13 protein-coding genes are annotated in these 17,555 nt (G+C 58.9%); 12 read left to right on the top strand and 1 reads right to left on the bottom strand.

What is annotated here, in order from left to right:
* Window positions 1-598 precede the first annotated feature (598 nt).
* The 7 genes from ACIQTZ_RS18805 to ACIQTZ_RS18775 all read left to right on the top strand — a co-directional run bounded on the left by ACIQTZ_RS18805 (window position 599) and on the right by ACIQTZ_RS18775 (window position 9,643).
* Window positions 599-1,912 (top strand): MFS transporter, encoded by a 1,314-nt coding sequence (locus ACIQTZ_RS18805; RefSeq protein WP_402946542.1) that lies wholly within the window; start codon window positions 599-601, stop codon window positions 1,910-1,912.
* Window positions 1,913-1,921: 9 nt separating this feature from the next.
* A complete protein-coding gene (locus tag ACIQTZ_RS18800; RefSeq protein ID WP_402946544.1) occupies window positions 1,922-3,226 on the top strand; it encodes a M20/M25/M40 family metallo-hydrolase in 1,305 nt (434 codons plus the stop codon).
* A gap of 463 nt (window positions 3,227-3,689) precedes the next feature.
* Window positions 3,690-4,127 carry a carboxymuconolactone decarboxylase family protein gene (locus ACIQTZ_RS18795; RefSeq protein WP_402946546.1) on the top strand — a complete coding sequence of 146 codons (438 nt, stop codon included), beginning with the start codon at window positions 3,690-3,692 and terminating at the stop codon, window positions 4,125-4,127.
* Between the two features lie 31 nt (window positions 4,128-4,158).
* Window positions 4,159-4,980, top strand: a complete 822-nt coding sequence (locus tag ACIQTZ_RS18790; RefSeq protein ID WP_402946548.1) for an N-acyl homoserine lactonase family protein — start codon at window positions 4,159-4,161, stop codon at window positions 4,978-4,980.
* Window positions 4,977-6,233, top strand: a complete 1,257-nt coding sequence (locus ACIQTZ_RS18785) for an alpha/beta fold hydrolase (protein WP_402946550.1) — start codon at window positions 4,977-4,979, stop codon at window positions 6,231-6,233. Before ACIQTZ_RS18790 ends, ACIQTZ_RS18785 begins: the two co-directional genes overlap by 4 nt.
* A gap of 732 nt (window positions 6,234-6,965) precedes the next feature.
* Entirely contained in the window at window positions 6,966-8,390 is a 1,425-nt protein-coding gene (locus ACIQTZ_RS18780; protein ID WP_402946552.1) for an NAD-dependent succinate-semialdehyde dehydrogenase, read from the top strand.
* Window positions 8,391-8,413: 23 nt separating this feature from the next.
* The gene (locus ACIQTZ_RS18775) at window positions 8,414-9,643 is read left to right on the top strand and encodes a CaiB/BaiF CoA transferase family protein (RefSeq protein ID WP_402946554.1); all 1,230 of its coding nucleotides are present in this window, start codon (window positions 8,414-8,416) and stop codon (window positions 9,641-9,643) included.
* A 168-nt stretch (window positions 9,644-9,811) separates the two neighbouring features.
* Here ACIQTZ_RS18775 and ACIQTZ_RS18770 read toward each other — a convergent pair whose 3' ends face one another.
* Window positions 9,812-10,597 carry a FadR/GntR family transcriptional regulator gene (locus ACIQTZ_RS18770; RefSeq protein WP_402982794.1) on the bottom strand — a complete coding sequence of 262 codons (786 nt, stop codon included), beginning with the start codon at window positions 10,595-10,597 and terminating at the stop codon, window positions 9,812-9,814.
* Between the two features lie 698 nt (window positions 10,598-11,295).
* Here ACIQTZ_RS18770 and ACIQTZ_RS18765 point away from each other — a divergent pair.
* The 5 genes from ACIQTZ_RS18765 to ACIQTZ_RS18745 all read left to right on the top strand — a co-directional run bounded on the left by ACIQTZ_RS18765 (window position 11,296) and on the right by ACIQTZ_RS18745 (window position 16,766).
* Window positions 11,296-12,573, top strand: coding sequence for a branched-chain amino acid ABC transporter substrate-binding protein (locus ACIQTZ_RS18765; protein WP_402982792.1), 1,278 nt, complete (start codon window positions 11,296-11,298; stop codon window positions 12,571-12,573).
* 144 nt (window positions 12,574-12,717) lie between these two features.
* Window positions 12,718-13,770 (top strand): branched-chain amino acid ABC transporter permease, encoded by a 1,053-nt coding sequence (locus ACIQTZ_RS18760; RefSeq protein WP_402946560.1) that lies wholly within the window; start codon window positions 12,718-12,720, stop codon window positions 13,768-13,770.
* 1 nt (window position 13,771) lies between these two features.
* Window positions 13,772-15,106 (top strand): branched-chain amino acid ABC transporter permease, encoded by a 1,335-nt coding sequence (locus ACIQTZ_RS18755; protein ID WP_402982790.1) that lies wholly within the window; start codon window positions 13,772-13,774, stop codon window positions 15,104-15,106.
* A complete protein-coding gene (locus tag ACIQTZ_RS18750; RefSeq protein ID WP_402982789.1) occupies window positions 15,103-16,011 on the top strand; it encodes an ABC transporter ATP-binding protein in 909 nt (302 codons plus the stop codon). The genes ACIQTZ_RS18755 and ACIQTZ_RS18750 overlap by 4 nt, the downstream gene beginning before the upstream one ends.
* Window positions 16,008-16,766 (top strand): ABC transporter ATP-binding protein, encoded by a 759-nt coding sequence (locus ACIQTZ_RS18745; protein WP_402946566.1) that lies wholly within the window; start codon window positions 16,008-16,010, stop codon window positions 16,764-16,766. The genes ACIQTZ_RS18750 and ACIQTZ_RS18745 overlap by 4 nt, the downstream gene beginning before the upstream one ends.
* Window positions 16,767-17,555: the final 789 nt, after the last annotated feature.

Below are 17,555 nucleotides of genomic sequence, written 5' to 3'. Positions count from 1 at the left end.
AAATGCGTATCCGGCTTCGGCCAGCTTCTGCCGCTTATTGCAGCTCTGTCCAGTGACTTAGAAGGTGGCTTTTGGTGGCCGTTACGACGTCGAGGTCACTACGGAGGACTGCTGTCGCTTCGGGACGGACCGTTCCCGGGCTGCCGTGGTCGACTGCAGCGCCTGAACGATAACCTGCGCTTGGGTCCGTTCGAAGGTGTCCCAATGGGCTTACGAGGTCGCCAATCGTTACTGTCGGGCAGGGACTGGTCGTGGGTGGTAAGTGTTTCGGTGTGGTGTCCCCGGACTGATGCAACGTGGACCCGTAGGCCCCGGCCCGGACCGGCTCCGTGAATTGCAGGCCGACGACTCCAAACCCGGACAGAGTCAGCGGTATGACTGCTGCGTGGGGCGGGTTCGTTCTTCCTCCGTGTGTGTCGCTACGGTCAGGCTTCCAGAGACAGGAGCGTCTGAGCCTGCCCTGGCTCAAGTATGTATACAGACTGCCGAAGGCGGATCGGCTTGACCAAAACCAGAACCTGTATTGACACCGGATGCGGTAATGAGTTTGGATGTGATCTGAAACATAATATCTAATACATAACAGGTTAGGGAAGTCATGTCACTGAGCTCCGTTGGGTCCGAACAGAAGGTAGAACGGCCTCCTAAGCGGGTAACCGCAGGATTGGGCGGTGGTGTCGCCCTTGAATGGTATGACTGGAATATTTATGGCTTGATGGCGGCGTTCCTCGGTCCTCATTTCTTCCCTTCTGACAACCCAGTCACGTCGACGCTGAGCGCTTTGGCTGTGTTTGGTGTGGGGTTTATCGCCCGGCCTCTTGGCGCGGTGCTTCTAGGGCCACTTGCGGATCGGTTCAGCCATCGGAAAGTGATGATCCTTTCGGTCACCACGATGTGTGTGACCTCGTTCCTGATGGGCATTTTGCCCACAGCCGAGACCATAGGCATTGCAGCAGGCTTCATTCTGGTTGGCTTACGCCTGATTCAGGGACTGTCGACCGGTGTCGAAGCTGGTGTAGCAAACGCGGTCGCAATACAACTGGCACCACGGGGGGAACGCGGTCGCTATTTGGGCCTCGTCGCCGGTACTTTTATTCAATTCGGCATCGTCGGTTCCGCAGTCATCTCATATGTGGCCAGCCTGGCTATACCGGCCGACGCTCTGGCTTCCTGGGGTTGGAGAATTCCCTTTATTCTTGGGGGTATCTTCGGCGTCGTCGTCATTTTGTTGCGGCGCACTCTGCCGGAGACGCTTACTCAGAAGGCGGAGGACGAAACGAGTGAACTCGACATCGTAACCGACCGCATTGGTCTGGTCTGGGCCTCCGTTTGGAAAGTCAGGCTCGCACTGCTCGCGGTGATCTTCGTGATTGCAGGCGTGACCGTGGCGACGTATTCGTGGAACGTGGGCCTGCCAAATCTCGCCAATACTGTCTACAAGGAGGACCCCGCCCTCGTCTTTCTGATCCTTGTGGGCATGGGGGTCTTGTTCATCATCGCAGGGCCCGTAGTCGGACGTATGGCGGATGTCTACGGAGCGGGGCGGGTGTTTACTGTTCTGCGTGTTTTGCTGGTGCCAGCTTCTTTCGTAATGCTCCTGTATTCACAGCCCGGAATCTGGAGCTATGCGATGGTCATGTTCGTAGGAGGAACAGTGGTGGCCTCGAACATGGGTCTCTATAACTACATAGCCACGTCGCTGATGCCAAAATCAGCACGAACCACCGGGGTATCCCTGGGGACAGGCATCGCCGCAGCGGTATTCGGAGGCACGGCCTCCTACTTGCTGCTGTTCTTCAGGGTCAATGACCTCTATTGGGTGTTCCCCGTTTACATTTCTGTGCTGTCTGCCCTCAGCGTCGTCTTCTACTGGCTTGCCGTGCGCCGCGGACATCAATACGTCCAGGGATAGGAGACCGCAGTGAGCAACTATCCTTCAGAACTTTCCCACGCGGCCGCACTTGCACGAGATCTGATTCAAATCGACACTACCAACTACGGCAATGGAGAATCACGCGGGGAAGAAGTCGCCGCCCAGTACGTGGAGTCGCAACTGACCCAAATGGGGCTCTCATCGACAATGTTCACCCCAGAAGCAGGACGGGCATCACTGGTAAGCCGAATTCCCGGGAAAGACAGTAGTCTTCCGCCGATCCTCGTCCATGGACATCTTGACGTCGTTCCTGCCGATGATGCGGGATGGACCCATGACCCCTATGGTGGCGTCATCGCTGACGGATGCCTGTGGGGCCGTGGTGCTGTGGACATGAAGAACATGGTCGCCATGATGCTCGCATCGGCGCATGAGATGCTGTCCATGGGGGAGCAGCCACAACGTGACGTAATCCTGGCTTTCCTTGCAGACGAAGAAGACAGAGGACGCCTCGGTGCACAGTATCTCGTGGATTCCAAGCCGGAACTCTTTTCTGGTGCGATCGCTGCGATCGGCGAAGTTGGCGGCTACTCGGTGGACATCGACGGGCGTCGCGCGTACATGGTTCAGACCGGGGAGAAGAGTCTCACATGGCTCCGTCTCATCGCCAGAGGCCCTGCAGGCCACGGCTCACGCGCCTACGGCGCCACAGCCATAGCCCGCCTGGCAGAAGCCGTCGCGCGTTTGTCGGCTCATTCTTGGCCAGTTCAAATGCTTGAGGCAACTGACGTGCTCATTAGGGCCATCCGCGAGCAGTTAGGGGCTCCTGAGACAGTAGGTCCCCACGAGGCCCTGGCCTCACTAGGTCATGCTGCCGGGTTTATAGAGGGTGGGCTGAGCGTGACAGCCAACACCACGGTGCTTCGCGCCGGGATGAAGCAAAACGTCGTGCCCGCACTTGCCGAAGCACTAGTGGATGTTCGCGCCTTGCCAGGAGGGGAACTCGAGGCCATAGCTGAGGTTCGGCGGTTGGTGGGAGCCGACATCGAAGTCGAGGTAGTCACAAACCTCCCTGGTATCAGCTCACCGGCTACCGGATCGGTTATGGCGGCAATGACGGAATCCGTGCGGGGAAAGGATCCTGATGCGATGGTTCTTCCGTACATACTGCCCGCTGGCACCGACAATAAAATGTTCTCCCAGATCGGCATCGACGGCTACGGATTTGCTCCGATGATGCTGCCGCCCGAGTTCAACTTTGCGGACATGTTCCACAATGTCGATGAACGGGTCCCACTGGAGTCGCTTACCTTCGGGGTCGATGTCCTCTCCGACTTCTTGCGACGCGTCTAGCTGAACAGCTTTCCCGCTCTCCAAGCAGCCACCGAACGTTCCCTCCGCGTGGCATTTCGCGCCAAAGTCGCGCAAGCAGTTCCGCGGCCAGAACACCGGGAGCAGCAGCAAGTACCCAATAGGTTTCTCGCCCCCAGGTACCGCAATCGCTAGTCCTTGCACCCCTGTCTGCGCTTGATTGCTCCTGTCAAAACTAACTAGCCGGACTTGTCCAGTGTAGTTCCGTCCTGCATTGGTCGTCAGGAGCATACACCACCCAAATCATCGGGCGTAACATCTCCGGTTTTGCAATAGAACTATGTTTTGAAAGCACATCATAGATACTATCTATGATGTATGAGGGGTTGAGTCGCCTCACGCCCGCTGCACGCGAGGTACGACGGCGCTCCCGTAAACGCTGCAATCTGAGCGAGACAACGAGAACAAATCCATCCAAACTGCGTCAGAACTGAGGAACATAGAAATGACTGATCACACGGTTGAAATCCACCCTGAAGCAAAGGCTTACGTCGACGACATGGTCGCAAAGCGCGGCTATGTGCTGGACTACCACAAGGTGATGGCCCTGCATGATTTCGAGGTTCTCAAGGCCGCCAACGGAATCGTTTCCGCCGCTTATCTGAACCAACGACTGCTTGACCGCAAAACGAAAGAGCTGATCTTCATTGTTTCGCTGACGGTGATGCGGGCATCCAAGGGCCAGATTCAGTCTCACATTCGAGTGGCGCTCGACCTTGGTCTGAGCCCTCGGGAAATCCTCGAAGCAATCGAAATCGCCATTCCTGAAGCTGGCGTTGTGGCGTTCCAGACAGGCTTCGACGCTTGGAAGGAAGTCGTTGGCGCCGAAGGCCTGGAGCCCAGCGTCCAGGCCCACGACGGCGGCAGTGGATCGAACGGCTGAAAGCAACCAGCGAGATAGAGGAGCTCTTGAGATGAGTGAATCTCAATCCCCGGTGCGAAGAGTAATTGCGATTGAATTCGGCCTTCGCGAGTCGCTCAAGAGCGAGGTGCACATGAGCTACCAGCTCTACGGTGAGCCCGACGGCGACCAGCACACTACGTACTATTTCTGGCTTATCGAACATGTGCTGGGCCCGATTCTGGTCGACACCGGTTTCTATCCCGAGGGCGGCAAACGGCGGAACCGGCAGATGCACCGCCATCCCGTCGCCGCCCTTGAAGCTTTGGGGGTTGATGCCAAGGACGTGGTCCTCGTAATCATGACCCACCTTCACTGGGATCACGCCGGCAACCTGTTGGATTTCCCCAACGCCGACTTCATTCTCGCAAAGTCCGAGCGTGAGTTCTGGAACAGCGACCTGGCCAGGAACAAGCTCTTCTCTGCCTATTTCGACCCCGAGGCAGGACGGGACTTGGACATTTTGGAATCTCAAGGCAGACTGCGCCTCTTTACCGGCGCGGCCGAACCGGTACCCGGTGTCCGGGTCCTTGAAGTTGGAGGCCACTCGCCCGGTCAAGCGATTGTCGAGATCGACACAAAGGATGGGGTTCTGCTGCTCACCTCCGACGCAGTCCATTTCAATGACACCCTTGAGAAGCGGATGCCGTTCTGCTCAATGACAGACCTCCCGACGGGCTTCGAAGTATTCGACATGATTGAAAGCAGACTGAAGTCGGGCACCTACGTGGATGTAGTAACCGGTCACGATCCAGTTGTTGCGACCAACTATCCTCCCGTTGATCTCAAGAGCGCCCCGTTCGCTGTCGTACTTTCACCCAAGGAGGCAGTATGAGCTTCGCCAGTGCCCATCAACTTATCCAAGGACTCGAAGATCTGAACCTTGAGGAAGACGAGGAACTCAAACTCCTGGCACGCTTCTCACCGGTTCGGCTGGTGTTCAACATCGATGCCGAACAGTTCGTCATCGATTTGGGGAAGACGGAGCAGGATGTCGAGGAGGTGACGCTGAGCGGAAGCCTGGGGGACTGGTCCGGGCTGCTTCAGCTTTCCCCCCGACCGCAGTACAACGGCCTGCTTGCCCTGAACAAGTACAGCAGCACGTTCACCATTGACAGTGACCTCGAGGCTGCGATCCGTCATCTGCGGACGCTCAACCGGTGGTGCGGCGCAGCCCGGGAGGGTCTCGAAGGGGAAGGTGTCAGCACAGGGGCTGATATCCGCGCGGAACTGCCGGATCTGAACAACGGGCCTGTGGGCCGCTACGTGACGTGTGAGATCGCTGGAGAACGCCAAACGATCTATTACGAATCCGCCGGAGAGGGTCCCGCCGTCGTCTGCCTCCACACCGCTGGGTCAGATTCCCGCCAATACCACGATATGATGGCGGATCCGGAGCTAACCGGCAGGTATCGGGTGATCGCGTTCGACCTCCCTGGTCATGGCAAGAGCATGCCCGCCGACAAGTGGTGGCTTCGAGAGTACCGACTTACCCGGTCGCTCTACATTGAGACCGTGCGGGCGTTTTGCAGGGCCCTTCACCTCGATGCTCCCACGGTAGTTGGCTGCTCGATGGCCGGTTCTTTGGTACTTCATCTGGCGCTGGACCACCCTGACGAGTTCACTGGCGTCATCGGCTTCTCGGGTGCAGCAAAGGTGACTGGACGTTTTGCGGACTGGTCATTGCATGCAGACGTCAACGCTCACCAGTCCATCCCGTCCTGGACGTATGGTTTGATGGCGCCGCAGAGTCCGGAGCATTCGAAGCGTTCGGTGTGGTGGCATTACGCCCAAGGGGGTCCGGGCATGTACCGCGGCGACACCTACTTTTACTCCGAGGACTCTGACCTTCGGGGAAGGATCGGCGAAATCGACACTGAAGCCTGCCCCGTATACCTTTGGACTGGCGAATACGACCACGCTTGCACACCCGAGGACACTTGGCGCACCCTTAAGGAAAACTCCGGGATACGGGGCGGCATCCTCGCAGACATCGGCCATTTCCCAGTAGCCGAAAACTATAGCCTGGTCAGACCCTTGATTCACGGAGCCCTAGCGGACATCTCCGGAGCAGACAGTCTGACATAGGCAATCCTCCTTCCTTACACGAGGCGTTGGACGGGAATCCCCTGACGGGGCCACGGAAGTGGGATGCCGGAGGCATGGGCGGGTGCTCAGCGATCCACAGCTGGGCATCCGCACGGAGCTGCCGGGACGCCAGCAGTGAGATTGTTGTCAGATTCCTTCTCTGAGACGGCCAAGAATCCTGGGACTACCCTCAACACTTCCAGCCATCCGGGACGAGTCTTCACGTTGCTGAGTCCGTCCCGGGTGATGGTGCCTGCAGGCGTCAGATACCTGAGCACTCCCCAGGGCCTGGTTCGGTCACGAATCAGAGAGCAGTGAGGGGAGACATTCTCCCGCTGGCCATCCATTGCAGTCATCATACATAACATCTATGATTTAGATGTAGGTCGCTCGGTCAGAAAGGTCACTGGCCCTTTTGATCATTCCGATCAAGGAAGATATTGCCCAAGAGCTCATTAGAACACTGTGCTAACCAGCGACAGTGCCGCCAATCTGCCGAGTCCTGGGCTGTTCCTTCCGACTGCGGAGCCCGGGAAGTGCACGGGCACGCGTTTGATCACGTCGGCCGCACTTGTGCTGACTTCCCGGCTTTCCGTTCCAACGGCAAGCCTACGGAGTTTCGGACGCAGCCGGCCTACATGGGTAAGGCCATCCCTGGCCCTCAAGGGCCTACCTACGAATACTCGAAGCAACAGGACGGAAAACACCGAAATGTCAACAGTTGAGCCTCGAATGAGTGCTGATCTTTTCATCAATGGCGCTTGGGTCACCGGAGAAGCCGGCATACTCGACAATGTCGACCCCGGCACAGGTTCGATTGTGGGTCAGGTGTCACTTGCCTCGGCACATCAGGTAGCCGAAGCCATCGCCGCAGCAGACGCGGCGTTCGCGTCCTGGAGCAGGACTCTGCCGTCTGCACGCGGCGACATCATCAAGCGAGCCTCCCAAATCCTCAGCGATCGCATTGATGAAGCCGCAGCCACGATCCTGCTGGAAACCGGCAAGACACAGGCAGATGCCCGGGGTGAGATCCAGCGTTCCATCGACACCCTGCGATGGAACGGAGAAGCCGCAGGACGGATCCAAGGCCGAAGCTTCCCCGGCATCGCCGTTGGTAGCCGGCGCAGCTCAACACCGGCACCGCTCGGCGTTGCTGCTCTGATCAATGCGTGGAACTTCCCTGCCGTCCTTGCCACCCGCAAGTTGGGTGCAGCCCTTGCTGCAGGTTGCACGGTGGTTTTGAAGGCTGCCGAGTACACACCCGCAACTGCGCGCCTGATCGTTGAGATCTTCGCGGAAGCCGGCCTGCCTGAAGGCGTCATCAATTTGGTGTTTGGAGACCCAGCAGCCCTGAGCCAGCAACTGCTGAGCAGCCCTGAGGTTAAGATTCTTAGCTTCACGGGATCGACGCATGTAGGAAAACTGCTTGCAGAACAGGCCGCTCCGACGTTGACCCGCCATGTCCTTGAACTCGGCGGGCATGCGCCTGTAATCGTGTGGGACGATGCTGATGTCGAACACGTCATTGCCACGACTGCCGGGGCGAAGTTTGGCAGCGCCGGTCAGTCCTGCGTGGCTCCGAGCCGTTACTACGTGCACGAGTCACTCTATTCGGACTTCGTCGAAGCCTTCGCCAAGAAGGCACAGTCCTATGTCCTCGGACATGGCAACGAGGACGGCGTCACCATGGGCGCCGTCGCCCATCAAGGCCGCGTAGATGCCCTTGTCCGGCTCACCGAGGACGCAGTTGCGAAGGGAGCGCGCCTGGTGACGGGCGGCCACCAGGTAAAGAGGGATGGGTTCTTCTTCGAACCGACGATCCTCGCCGATGTGCCTCAGAATGCTGACATCGTGACCGAGGAGCCCTTTGGTCCGATTGCTGCGGTGATTCCGGTCGGTGGTCTCGACGAAGCTCTGGAACTTGCGAACGCGAACCCGTACTCCTTCACGGGATATCTGTTCACGGATTCCCTTTCGGTGCAGGATCGCGTCACGGCGGAGCTGAACGTCTCCAACATCGGCATCAATCAGCTTGCACCTTCGCTGCCCGATGTTCCCCTCGGAGGCATGGGCAACAGTGGCGTCGGTTACGAAGGTGGCCTCGAAGGAATCCTCGCCTATACGCAACTTCGCCTGGTCAGTCAGACGGCCAACTAACTCTGCGTGAAAGGAAACAGAACGTGACACTGCCTTTGGAAGGTATCCGAATTCTCTCACTTGAACAGTACGGAGCAGGACCGTTCGGGTCCTCCCACCTGGCGGACCTCGGAGCCGAGGTCATCAAGATCGAGGACCCTTCTATTCGCGGGGACATCGGACGCTATATTCCCCCGTACTTCCAAGGTGAGGACTCCCTGTTCTTCGAGTCGTTCAACCGCGGGAAGAAGTCGATCAGCCTCGATCTCAACAGCGGAGCCGGACGGGAGATCTTCGAGCGGCTCGTCCAGGAGAGCGATGCTGTTTATTCAAACATGCGTGGCGATGTGCCGGAGAAAATCGGCATTACCTACGACCAGCTCAAACACCTTAACCCGGCCATCGTTTGCTGCTCTCTAAGCGGCTACGGCATGACAGGACCTCGCAAGAACGAGCCTGGCTATGACTATGTAATCCAGGGTCTCACAGGGTGGATGGACATCACTGGCGAACCGGACGGCCCACCCACTAAGTCAGGCCTTTCAATCGTGGACTTCTCAACCGGGTACGTCGCTGCGCTGGCGTTGATGTCCGGACTCTGGGCGGCCAAACGAGACGGTGTCGGCATGGACTGCGACGTCAGCTTGTTCGACACGGGCATCGCCATGTTGACCTATCCCGGAGTGTGGCACCTCAATGCCGGGTTCGAACCAAAGCGGACCCGTCACTCTGCGCATCCCTCGATTGTTCCCTTCCAGGCATTCCAGGCTTCGGACGGTTGGTTTGTGATCGCCGCCGCCAAACCTAAGTTCTGGACGCGGATTGCGGAGGCCATCGGTCGGCCGGAACTGGCCGAGCACCCCGACTTCAAGTCGCTGTCCGACCGGCAGAAAAACTCAGAATCTCTTCTGGCCATCCTTAACGAGACGTTCCTGGAACGGCCCGTGGACCACTGGGTTACCTGCCTGAAGGCCGCAGCCGTTCCCGTGGGTGAGGTGAACACGGTCGAACAAGCCTTCAAGGATCCTCAGACCGATGCCCGCGGCATGGTTCTCGAGGCCGAGCACCCACTCTATGGCACAGTAAAAACCATTGCCTCACCAGTCAAAGTCGGGAACGCAACGCGGACACCAACCCGCGCTCCGCAGCGGGGCGAGCACACTCGTTCCGTCCTCGCGGAAGTCATCGGGGTCGATGACTCCGCGTACGAGGCCGCAGCCGAGGCAGGTGCTTTCGGCAGTGCATCAAGCCACGGCCTCGTGGCTCAATCGTAAGGACGCCCTTCGCTTGTGCGTTCGGCGAGTTCCAACTGGGTGCGCGGGACCGGAACGAGAAGTCTGGACAAGGGTTTTTCCACTGAAGCGATGAAGTAGCGGGCGGATAAAGGTGTGGCCCTGACGGGATGGCAATATCCTTTCAGGGCCACACCTTGGCTGTAGTGGTTAGAGAACTGACGGGTTTTGGCTGAAGTATGTCGAGGCGAACGGCTGATCGAGGAAGTCCTGATAGCTCGCCGGCCGTGTCGATGCAACAAAGTGTGCGCGCATGGCTTCCCGGGCGGCAGCAGCATCGCCCTTCCGAAGTGCCTCCAGAATGGGCAGGTGTGCCTCTACCTCCCAGCCGCCGGTCGGGCCGGCTTGGACTGAGGCAAGGCCGGTGAGCACAGCAATCTTGCTCATCGGAGACAGCATCAACGTCAGCGCTGGGCGGTGCGTTGCCTCCATGATTCCCGTGTGGAATTCAGCGTGGGCCTGGTTGGCCGCTTCCGAATCGGGCTGCGCCACGGCTTCGCTGAGTGCGTCGTAGGCCTTCTCAAGACGAACCCAGTCGTCCTCAGTGCCGGTCTCCGCTGCTATGCCGACAATCAGAGTCTCCAACATTTCCCGGGACTCCATAACCTCACGCATGGAGAGGTTCGCACGTGCAAGAAGGGCTACCATTGCGCCGGAAAAGGCGTCGTCGCTCGGCTCGGTCACAACAGTTCCCCGGCCCTGACGTACCGACAAAAGGCCCCGGGCTACCAAAACACGTACGGCGTCCCGTAAAACGGTCCTGCTGACGCCCAGCGACTCACAGAGATCATTTTCCTTGGGAAGTACCGTGCCTGTGGGCAGGGCCCCGCTAAGTATCTGTTGCTCCAGAACAGCGACGACGCGGTCGCTTTTGAGCACGCCGACCTGGCCGGCGATACCGCTCCATTGCTCTCTCGCTAGGTCCGCAGTTGCCATGGCCGTCCCTCCGACGCTGAATACATGATATCTAGTATGTGACTTTACCATCGCTCAGTGCTCAAAACGGGGAACCGAACAGGTCCGCTGCGACCAACGCGCCCATTTGCCAAAACCAGCCCAAAGCCTCTCGTAGTGGACGCCGAGGCAGGGCGCAGGCGCCCGCTGACCGCGGTAACCAGACTAACGACCTTCCCCACTGGCCGGCCCCCGGAATCCTGCCTGCCCATCCACGCACTCGCGGGTTCCCGCTGGGGGTGTGGACCAGTTCAATCACCTCGGGTAGCGGATGCTTCGCCAGGGCACGTGATTGTGGAGCGGGCCAGCCGCGCATGCGGCTAGCAGGCCCTCCAGTCAGCGTGGAACCCCGAGCTCGCGCATGGCGGCGGCAACCTGGAGCCCCCAAGAATAACGACGCGATCATTCTGCGCCGGCAGCACCCAGCCTTGGCGCGCTCAGTTTGCCCCGACTTCTTCCATGACGCGCTGGAACGTCGATGTGACGGAACGCAATCAAGAGTCTTGCCGTCATTGATGTTATGTATTATTAATGATGTTCTGTGTGATGAGTTTCACATTTGATCCAGTCTGTGGATCAACCTGCGATCGTTCGGCGCGGGGCCTGCAACTCTCGCACATGCCGTATCACTCCGTTTGCGCACCGTGCGCAGAACGTACTTCCCAGGAGAAGGAGAAGCGATGGCAAGAGGATCCCTCGCACGCGCGACCGCCATAGGTATCGCGGCGACACTGGCACTCACGGCTTGCGGTGGCAATGGCGGCGGCACGGGAGGCGGCAATGAAGCTGGCAGCAAGAAGCTCACGATCTCGACCGACTTGCCCCTACAGGGAACGAGTGCAACCCTTAGCGACTCGACGAATAAGATGATCCAGCTCTACCTCGACCAGGTCGGCAATAAGGCTGGCGACTACGAGATCACGCTAAAGACCTATGACGACGCTACCGCCGCCAAGGGCAACTGGGACGATGCTGCTTGCGCGAAGAACGCAACAGACCACGTCGCGAACACCAACGAAGTCGCGGTGATGGGCACGTTCAATTCGGGCTGCACAAAAATCGAAGTTCCGACGTTGAACCAGGACTCGGACGGGCCGATGCTGATCGTTAGCCACTCAAACACCAACCCTGGCCTGACCAAAGCCTGGGAGACAGGCGAGCCCAACAAGTACTATCCGACCAGCACCCGGAACTTTGCACGGATCGTGACAACGGACGATTATCAAGGCCAGGCCGCAGCGGCGTTCGCCTATAACGACTTGAAGGTCAAGAAGGCGTACGTGTTGAACGATAACCAGACGTATGGTCTGGGCGTGGCGAAGTCCTTTGCCGAAGCGGCTTCCAAGCTTGGTATTGAGGTTGTGGGACAGCAGTCCTGGGACGCTAAGCAACCCAACTACACAGCCCTGTTCCAGTCCGTCAAGGCTTCCGGAGCGGACATGGTCTACCTCGGCGGCAGCTACGAGAGCAATGGCGGGCAACTGGTCAAGGATAAGGTGTCGGTCCTTGGGGCCAACGATGGATCGATCAAGCTGCTGGCCCCCGATGGTTTCAGCGGCTTCCCCGATCTGCTCAAACTTCCACAGTCGGCGGGCATGAACATCACTTTCGCCGGGCTGACCCAGGAACAACTGATCAAGGACGGCGGCGCCGGCGCCAAGCTCCTGGCGGCCTATAAGGCCAAGTACGGTAAGGACCCCGAAGGCAGCTACCCACTGTATGGAGTGGCAGCCGTGCAGGTCATCCTGGCCGCTATCGCCAAGTCTGACGGCACAAGGAAGAGCGTCAATGACGCGGTGTTCACCGGGGGAGGCATCGCTATTCCGGCAGACCAGTCAGTCACCGGGCGGGAAGTCAAGATTGACCCGAGCACGGGCGACACGACGGCGCGGGACATCACTGTCGAGGTGGTCAAGGATGGCCAGGAAACCTTCGTGAAAACCCAATCGGTTCAGTGACCGTGCGGTGCCGGGCCCCGTTCCCCGGGGCCCGGCACCTTCACCAAACACATTCCAGTTTTACTCCTGCCCTGGCAGAGCCAGCGTTGACGCCCGACTAAGCGCACGCTGATTACCAACGTCAAAGAAGAAGAGGAAGTCCCCATGTCCATAGTTTCCCTGACGATGGGAGCGGTCAGGCGTCGAAGAACGGCCTGGATCAGCCCGTTGGTGTCCCGTGTCCTCGGAGCGGTGGTTGTGCTGGCGGGAGGAATCTGGGTGTTTGCCAATTTGGCTGCGGACCCTGACCGGTTTCTCGGTTCCCTGCTGGTGGGTCTGCAGAATGGTCTGTTGTACGCACTGGTGGCACTCGGTTACACCATGGTGTACGGCATCATTGAACTGATCAACTTTGCCCATGGTGACCTGTTCATGCTCGCAACCATCGTTTCGGCAGGCCTGTTGGTTGGGGTCATGGGCGTCAGCGACATAACGGTCGCCACGATTGTGCCCCTGCTCGTGGCGCTGATCGTGTGTATCGCGTTCGGGAGTTTGATCAACGTCACAGCAGAATTCGTTGCCTACCGGCGGCTGCGGTCAGCGCCCAAGCTTGCCCCGCTGATGACCGCCGTCGGGCTTTCGTTCCTGTTTCGGGGGATCGCCCAGCAGGATTATGTCAACGGCTCGGCCCAAAAGAACTGGCCGGTCGTATGGCACGGCCCAATCGTGGAGGGCGTCTTCGTCTACAAACTGCTGATGGTCGTGGTGATCACGGTCCCGCTCCTGCTGGCAATGACCTATATTGTGACCCGCACCAAGATGGGCAAGGCCATGCGCGCGGTCGCCCAGGACCAAGACGGAGCGCGGTTGATGGGCATCAATGTCAACAGAACCATCTCGTTTACTTTTGCCCTAGGAGGGGGCCTGGCAGGAGCGGCAGCGGTGTTGTACTTCCTGTGCCAAACGCAGACTTACTACGACACCGGTACGCAGCTCGGCCTGATAGCGTTCACGGCCGCCGTGCTCGGCGGCATCGGGAGTCTAAGTGGTGCCGTAGTTGGCGGGCTGTCTATCGGCATCGTTCAGGCGGTCAATGAAGGAGGCGCTTATGGCTTGGGCTCAACTTGGTCCCAGTCAGTCGTCTTCCTGATTCTCATCGTGCTGATGGTCTTCAAGCCCGAGGGTCTCTTCGGTCGACCGACGACGGAAAAGGTGTGACATGAACTCTTTCCAACCGTATAAGTGGCCCGTCGGCTACGGTGTGACCATCGTATTTCTGTTCCTCGTTTACCAAGCGATCCTGCCAGGCCTCGGAAAGTCGGTCTCGGGACCGGTCATTGCATGGCTGCCCGTGGCAACCATCAACGAATGCCTGATGTGGGCGATCATGGCACTTGGCCTGAACATCGTCGTCGGTTATGCCGGACTGTTGGATCTGGGCTACGTGGCCTTCTGGGCAGTCGGCGGCTATACGGCCGGCTGGCTCATGGCCTACCCCTTCAACTGGCAGTGGGACTTTCACTTGTTTTCTCCCGTGCCGGACTCCGCGCCCGGCACCCATATCAACTTCTGGTTAGTCCTGCTCGTCGCCGGATTGGTCTGTGCCGTCCTCGGTCTGATTATCGGTGCCCCGACACTGCGTCTGCGCGGTGACTATCTCGCCTTGGTCACCTTGGGCTTTGGCGAAGTAATTACCCAGTTTTTCCGGAATTCCAACGATATCGCCGGCATGAACGTCGCCAACGGCGATTCGGGGATCACTTCAATCGACCCCATTGGCACCGGCCCCCTCGGGGCGCTCAATATCGCGCCGGATCTGCTGACCAACTCAGCAGCCGGGAACACCTGGAAGATCCTCGTTCTAGGTTCGCTGGTCGCCTTGTGCATCTTCGTCTCACTGAGGATCCGAGAGGGACGCCTCGGAAGGGCATGGCTGGCGTTGCGTGAAGACGAACTGGCCGCCTCCATGATGGGTGTTCCCCTGGTGCGCGTAAAGCTGCTGGCCTATGCCGTCGGGGCAATCTTTGGCGGAATCGGCGGCGTTGCCAATGCTGCGGCAATCACGACCGCAGTGTCCCCGTCCGGTTTTGACTTCGGCAAATCTGTTCTGGTTCTGCTCATGGTCGTTCTCGGTGGCATGGGGAACGTCTGGGGAGTCACGGTTGGGGCCTTCCTTCTCGCATGGCTGAACAGCAACGGGCTCAAGCAAATCGGTGTCCAGATCGACACGTGGTTCGGGACGGATCTCGCCGGGGTGCTTCCCCGATACAACTACATGATTCTGGGCCTACTGCTAGTCCTCATGATGCTGTTCAGGCGGGAAGGTCTTCTGCCGGAACAGAGAACGAAAGCTTTGATGAGTACACCCAGCCGTACCGAAGCCGAGGATTTGGGCGCTGAGAGTCTTGAGGCCGAAGCGGAAACCGAGGCGGTTGCACAGTCAAACCCTGAGGCAGACGCGAAGATCGCTGCTGCCGCTGCCGCAGTCACCCCGGCTTTAGCCGCTGAGCCAAGCCAGGACCCTGGCCATATAACGAAGGATGAAGGCCGATGAACCAGCCGTTGCCTGACGTAACCCAGCTTGGGGAGCGGCCCGCCATTTTAGGCGCTGCCGGCTCTGACACTGGCGATGCCGCCCCGCCTGGCATGGGGGGACCCATCACCGAGAACGTGCTGTACGCCGATCACATCTCAATCAAATTCGGCGGCTTGGTCGCAATCGACGATGTCTCGTTCTCCATCCCGCCCCGGTCAATCGTGAGCCTTATTGGTCCCAACGGTGCGGGGAAGACGACCTTCTTCAACGTGATTACCGGACTCTATCGGGCCACCCATGGATCGGTCTTCCTAGATGGCAAGGACATCACGCTCACCAAGCCCCACATCCGGGCGTCAATCGGCCTCGCGCGCACCTTTCAGAACATCCGGCTGTTCAACCTGATGACTGCCGAAGAGAACATCATGGTGGCAATGCATCCGCACCTTAAGGCAGGGGTCGTCTCAACGGTGCTCCGTCTGCCCCAGCAGCGCCGGGAGGAGAAGCAAGCCCGGGACACCGCACGTGAGCTGTTGGAGTACGTGGGGATCCCGCACGCGGAGGGCGAACTGGCCCGCAACCTCTCCTACGGCGACCAGCGGCGCTTGGAGATCGCCAGGGCCTTGGCCTTGCAACCCAAGGTACTGCTGCTCGATGAACCGACAGCGGGAATGAACCCCCAGGAATCAGCCACTTTCAATGAGTTTGTCTACCGGGTCCGGGACGAGCGTGGAATATCGGTGCTGCTGATCGAGCATGACATGAGCGTCATCATGAAGATCAGCGAGCGGATCACGGTCCTCGACCGCGGAGCCAAGATCGCGGAGGGAACCCCGGACGACATCAGGAACAACCAGACCGTCATCGAAGCCTATCTGGGCAAAACCGGTACCCGCGAAGGCAAAAGGAGCAAGCCAGCATGAGCACAATCGTTGACCCGACGAACCAACGTGGGAAGGGCAAAGACGTCGTCCTTGATCTAAAGGAACTGTCCGTTTACTACGGGAACATCGCCGCAGTGCAGGATCTTTCGATGACCGTCTACGCCGGAGAGATCGTCACGCTGATCGGCTCCAACGGCGCAGGCAAGTCAACCACGCTCCGCACCATCTCCGGGCTCCTCCGGCCCAGGCACGGGGAAGTGATCTATAAAGGCAACACGATCAATGGAACTCCCGGCCACGACGTGGTCAAACTCGGTATCTGCCACTCGCCGGAAGGGCGCAAAATCTTTCAGAAGATGACCGTCCTGGAGAACCTGGACCTCGGGGCATTCACCAGGAAGGACACCACCAGCATCGGCGAAGACCGTGAACGGGTCCTGGAATTGTTCCCCCGGCTTCGCGAACGGGTCAACCAAAAGGCCGGCACCATGTCCGGCGGAGAGCAACAGATGCTGGCAGTTGCCCGGGCCTTGCTCGGCAATCCCACACTGCTCCTGCTGGACGAACCCTCCATGGGTCTTGCACCGGTTCTCGTTGATGTCATCTTCGAGACCATTGAACGCATCCGTGAGCAGGGGGTTACCGTGCTGCTTGTCGAACAGAACGCTGTTGCGGCACTTGAAATCGCCGACTACGCCTATGTCATGGAATCCGGCCGCCTGACGATTCAAGGTGACGCAAACCGGCTGCTGGACGAACCGGAAGTGACCGCCGCCTATCTCGGCGGCCACTGACCCGAGCCAGCACTGTCCGGGAGCCGCCCTGGAGACACCTCGAATGAGCACTCGGCCCTCGCAGGAAACCTGATGGCTCATGTCCGACAAATGGAATTGCGTTTGCTGCTCACGTCCTGCCGCGAATGCCGGTCGGTGCTGGGTTCTTAACGCCAATTCGGCCTTCCCTGCCTCTTGCTTCAAGGGGCAGGGACAGGCGCGGGTACGAACTGACGGAGCCGAATGGCGTCTGGATTAGAGCTCTCTTATTATCCACGCGGCTCAGGGCAGCGGAGAGCTTTCTATGCGAGTTCTAGGTCGACGTCATCGGAACAGAGGAACACTTCTGTGCTTGTTGAATCGGCAAAGGAGATCCAAATGACATCACCTCTGGGAGTCCTGTTTTTCACAACTCCGACTCCGTTTGGTGATTGAGAGCCCCGGACTCTCACGGTTGCGCCGGGGACCATTTGCCTCCAGGCCCGTCGTCTTACTTCCGACTTCAACCAGTTATCCATCCGTGGCATGGGCGAGGGGGAGAAGAAGCTCATTGCCAACCTCCACTCCACACATGACGTGTCAGGCAGGAGGGCTGACCGCCCGAAAACTGCTGCTGAGTGGTCTGGACCATGCAGGCTCCTTCTGGTCACAACCGTGGAACACGAACCGGAAGGCCCCGGTTCGCTCTGTAATGTTACTCACATAATACATATCATCTTAGATTCTGTCGCGCGCTCCTGAAGATCATACGTATTACCGAAAGCTTGACCTGGTGGTTTGAAAATGTAAGATGGAACACGCAATGTCTTG

The sequence above is a fragment of the Paenarthrobacter sp. NPDC090520 genome (genome assembly GCF_044769205.1).
GTDB lineage: Bacteria > Actinomycetota > Actinomycetes > Actinomycetales > Micrococcaceae > Arthrobacter.
This window is presented reverse-complemented; position numbering and strand designations above follow the sequence as displayed.